At 33.4% G+C, this 4,867-nt stretch carries 3 protein-coding genes; 1 reads left to right on the forward strand and 2 read right to left on the reverse strand.

Translation table 11 applies throughout. The annotated features are described in order from the left end of the window. The first annotated feature begins 594 nt into the window (after nt 1–594). Nucleotides 595–2,196 carry an AAA-like domain-containing protein gene (locus T501_RS19645; RefSeq protein WP_044917259.1) on the forward strand — a complete coding sequence of 534 codons (1,602 nt, stop codon included), beginning with the start codon at nt 595–597 and terminating at the stop codon, nt 2,194–2,196. Between the two features lie 264 nt (nt 2,197–2,460). Here the strand turns inward: T501_RS19645 and T501_RS19650 are convergent, their stop codons facing one another. Both T501_RS19650 and T501_RS19655 read right to left on the reverse strand, forming a co-directional pair. Then, on the reverse strand, nt 2,461–2,985 hold the full coding sequence (locus tag T501_RS19650) for a hypothetical protein (RefSeq protein ID WP_044917261.1): 525 nt from the start codon (nt 2,983–2,985) through the stop codon (nt 2,461–2,463). Continuing rightward, a complete protein-coding gene (locus T501_RS19655) occupies nt 2,985–4,139 on the reverse strand; it encodes an AAA family ATPase (RefSeq protein WP_044917264.1) in 1,155 nt (384 codons plus the stop codon). The genes T501_RS19650 and T501_RS19655 overlap by 1 nt, the downstream gene beginning before the upstream one ends. Between the last annotated feature and the right edge of the window lie 728 nt (nt 4,140–4,867).

The following is a 4,867-nucleotide window of genomic DNA, read 5'->3' on the forward strand; positions in this document are numbered from 1 at the left end:
TACACATGGAAACGTTGGAAAATACTATGAAGCCATGAATCATAAACTGAGTCTCCAGACAAAGGAGCAGTTGTATTTTAATAGTGGGATATGGACTTTGTAACGGCTTGAAAAGCCAAGGGAATCCTTTATCCGCATGATAACATAAGTGCATTGATAGATATGTATGTCAAGGATGCATGGATGCACCGTTGGCTTGTCCTTGACATACATATCTATCAATGTTAGCTTAAATGGAGCGGATAAAGAATTTCCGTATCTATAGATGCCAGCTGATGCTTAGGCATATCAAGGTTTCTTTAACCTATTAAATCCTACAGTAAATTTACGCGGTCCTTAAAAATTACGCTACTAGAAGAATTATATTGAATAACTTATAATGAAATTAGGCATGTATGTTATTTTTACTGTTTAAAAAAAACAGATTGTGATTATTGCAGACTAGTGAAAATCCAATTTGATAGGGAGAGAACATCCTACACACAACACGACTTTTAATCACAAGATACTATTAATGCTTTATATCCTGTTTTTATAGAATGAATTCATATTTTGATACGAAAAAATATGAATATCTGAGGTTTGAGGAAGAAAATGAAAGTATTCAATACTACAGCAGTATGCATACCATCAAAACACTATATGGTGGATATTTCTGAAAAAGTTGAAGAGATAAAAAAACTTGTTGATGGAGGGAAATATTTTACCATCAATAGGGCAAGGCAATATGGAAAAACTACGACTCTAACTGCACTTAGGAAAAAACTAGAATCCACATATATGGTTTTATCTCTAGATTTTCAAAGCATTGGCGCAGATGTCTTTGAAAATGAAGCGTTTTTTTCACAAGCAATGGCTCGTATAATTATCGATTGCCATGAATTCGAAAAGATCGAAATTCCTGAAGAAACAATTACTGCTCTTGCAATGTTAAATGAAGCATCCCCTGAAAAAATTAAGCTTGATGATTTCTTTAGGATAATGAAGCGATGGATAAATAAATCAGATAGAGGCGTTGTACTAATAATTGATGAAGTAGATTCTGCAACTAATAATCAAGTATTTCTCGATTTTCTAGCAGGATTAAGGGACCTATATATAGGAAGAGAAACTGATGGTATTCCGGCATTTCAGTCCGTTATCCTTGCAGGAGTGACAGATGTAAAGCACCTTAAAATGAAAATCCGTCCAGATAAAGAGCATAAGGAAAACAGTCCCTGGAATATAGCAGAACCTTTTAATGTAGATATGAGCTTATCTGAAACAGGGATTAGAGGAATGCTTGATGAATATGAGTCAGACCATAATACAGGTATGTGTACAGATGAAGTTGCAAGAAAGATCCATGATTATACAAATGGCTATCCATTTCTTGTCAGCAGAATATGCCAATTGATTGATACTGATATATGCAGTTCGATTGGCAAGGAGGCTGCTTGGACATGTGACGGAGTTGAGGAAGCTGTAAAAAAGATAATAACAGAATCAAATACATTATTTGATTCTTTGATGAGCAAACTCAAGAATTATGAGCGATTAAAATTACAATTAAGAAGAATACTATTACAAGGCGAAACGATTGAATATTTACCAGACAATAAAGAGCAAGAACAGCTTATGATGTTTGGATTTATAACCAGAAGCAATGACAACACAATCGTAGTCGCCAACAGAATATTTGAAATGCGTCTATATAAATACTATATTGGCGAGAGCAAATTTTCTGAGGAAATGCGGGGAAATGCACTAGATAATAAACCGGAATTCATTAAAAATGGTGAGCTTGATATACCCCTAATAATGAAACGCTTTATTGAAACACAAAAATATATAAGAAACCTTAATGATGAGGAAGCAGAAAGAAAATTCATTGAAGAGGAAGGCCGAGAAAAATTCCTTACATATCTTTCGCCTATCCTAAACGGAACAGGAACTTATAGTATTGAAGAGCAGACCAGAACGCGAAAGCGAATGGATATCGTCATTCATTATCTTGGAAAACGCTACATTATAGAACTTAAAATTTGGCACGGTGAAAAATACAATAGCGCAGGAGAAAAGCAAATTATAGAGTATTTAGATTATTGGAATTTAGATACTGGATATATGTTGAGTTTCAGCTTTAACAAAAAAAAGATTCCCGGCGTAAAAAAGATTCAAATAGGAGAAAAGATATTATACGAAGGTATAGTCTAGATATCATCTATGCGATTTACATAGGTATCCACATGTATACATATATAGCTCTTTGTATCAACATAAACTGCGGTATAGGAACTTTCCCTCATAAAATTGTAAGGGTGAGGGGAATATTCCCTCATAAAAATGTAATGATAGGGTGAATATTCGCTCATAAAAATGCAATGGGTGAAATGAAAATGGGCTGAAATTTGTATTTTTGACAAATAGATGCTTAGATAAAGTAAGAACGGGACCTGGAAAACCAGATCCCGTTCTTATTTACTTTAGAATATCAAGTAGGCATTTTTCATCCTTGGGAATATATGATAGCCTTTTGTACTCTTTTATGGCAGATATTAATGTATTAGTATCCGAAAAATAATCTGATACGAAGGATAAATTCTTAACGTTAGGCATCCTTAGATTATCCTTACAAAACACGCTAGGCTTAACACTACTTTTGTGTTTTGAATACTCATTGAATTTACCCTCATTAATAATCACGAGCATTTCTATTTCCGGTGCGGTTATGACATTAACTACATCAACTTTATTCTTATATGCTGCGCGTAAATTGAAGTTCTCTCTTCTAGAGTCGAGGATTCTATAAACCGTTATTTTACGTTTAAATCCTTTTCCCAGGTATCTATCTTCGAAGTCTCTGGCACTACGGCAACGTAAGACTTCTCTATCCAAAAGATCTGAACGTTTAAAAATCAGTTTATCGTCATCAAGCAGCTTGTTGATAATTGCCTGCTCGGCAGAACCTTCACAAATACAAGCAATAAGACTTTCTTCTGCCATTAATTATCCCCCAATACAGTTGTGTTATTCATAAATACATCTTTTAAATCCATATAAGCATCATACATAGGGACAGTACCTTCAAGGTATCCGCTTTTGAATGCTTCGCTCTTTTTAATATCATTTCTTTTTAGAACATCACATAATTTCTGAGAAGTGATTCCCTCTCTGTTCCTGACAATATAGATATCATCTGATCGTTCAAATTCATCAAGTAGTTCTGAATAATGTGTTGAAAATACCAATGTGGCGCCATTTTTATTAACACCAGATCTTGTGAAAAATCTAAATAATGTAGCAACTATTTCTCTATTAAAATGATTTTCTAATTCATCAACTAAGAGGTAACCACCTTGATTGATAACCATCATTGCACAAATGAAAACATTAAGTCCTTTTACGGTACCTGATGATAAATATCGTTCACACTGCATGGGAGAAGAAAGCGATATTTCTTCACGACCATAAAATTTGAGTTTAGCTTCACCGCTCTTATTATCGTATGTAATAGATTCAATGCTGGGATCCAAAAATGTAATCAACTCATGGGGGAAATTACCAATCAGTCTTAAAACATTAATATTTGTATAATCTACTAAATCGCTTACAAAAAGTTTATTATTCTTACTGATTGAAATAACTATACTTGTATCATCCTGCAAAAACTCTGCGTTATTATCGCGTTCTCTAAGCAAATCATTGTCATCAAATATTGAAATATCTTTCTTGGACTTAATCTTTGAAACCTTTTTTGCCCATATCTTTTCATCTGCAAACACAAGGCGTTTTTCTAAATTCTTATTGGTTTCTGTAACTATCTCTGATCTGAGTTTGCAAACTCCATATTGTTCATCATAAAAAATAATCTCAAAAACGACATTCTTAGATTCTGTTAAAACATCACGATTAATAATGTTATTTAATGATTGTCCGTTGATAAGCTCCATAGCAAAAGAAATCAGTTTCAATAACGATGTCTTTCCAGATGCATTAATACCTACAATTGAAATGACATTATTGGTGTAGATATTCCCAAATACATTTGCGAGCATATCACAATTATCATTAAAAACTCTTTGCTCAGCAAAAAAGTCAATTTCAACTTTTCCGTCAAAAAGTGATAACCCTTCTGCAGAAATCTTCAGTATTTTCATAGCATACCTCCTATCTGTAAAATTATAGTAGCATAGGATTTTTCCAAAGTCAACCGATTTAAACGTGTATTGTGTTTAAATCGGTTAATACATTATCACAAACAGAGATTTTAACTATTTTAAACATGAGATATGTTTATATTTGCATAATATCGCAAAACGAGAATTATATCAACATATCCGTGATAATGTCACGAATATGGCTTTGAAAATGCTGAATTGTATCAGCTTAAATGTACCGGGTGAAAAGGCAAGGACTTTTCAAGAATCCCCTTCAATAGAAAAAGAAAATTTGTATCATATTTTATATATTCTGTAGAATCCCTTCTTTTATTCTGCAAAACAAAGTGTGAAATCAAAAAGACCACCAAGGTATTTCTCTTGTGTATAATACGAATAAGCAAAATTAAAAGGCGCTCATGGGAACGCCTTTGTTTTACATAAATTGTAGAAATTCATCGTGTAGTACAGGAGAACAAATCTTGCCATCAGCGGGCCGGTATGCAAGATAGTTTGCTAGAAAACACCATGATTTCGGATTGTATACTCCACCATTCGTTCATGAAATTAGAATCCCTATAGAGTATTCATCTTCAAGATTATTCCGTAATAAGTTTTTTCTCCTTCAGGATTTCCGTTACTTCATCCACAGAAACATGCGACTTTAGGGCAATTTCTTCTATAGGCATTCCATCCTCAAAGCGTGCGATTACTTTTCCTTTAAGTTC

This window comes from Butyrivibrio sp. WCE2006 (assembly GCF_000701985.1).
Lineage (GTDB): Bacteria > Bacillota > Clostridia > Lachnospirales > Lachnospiraceae > Butyrivibrio.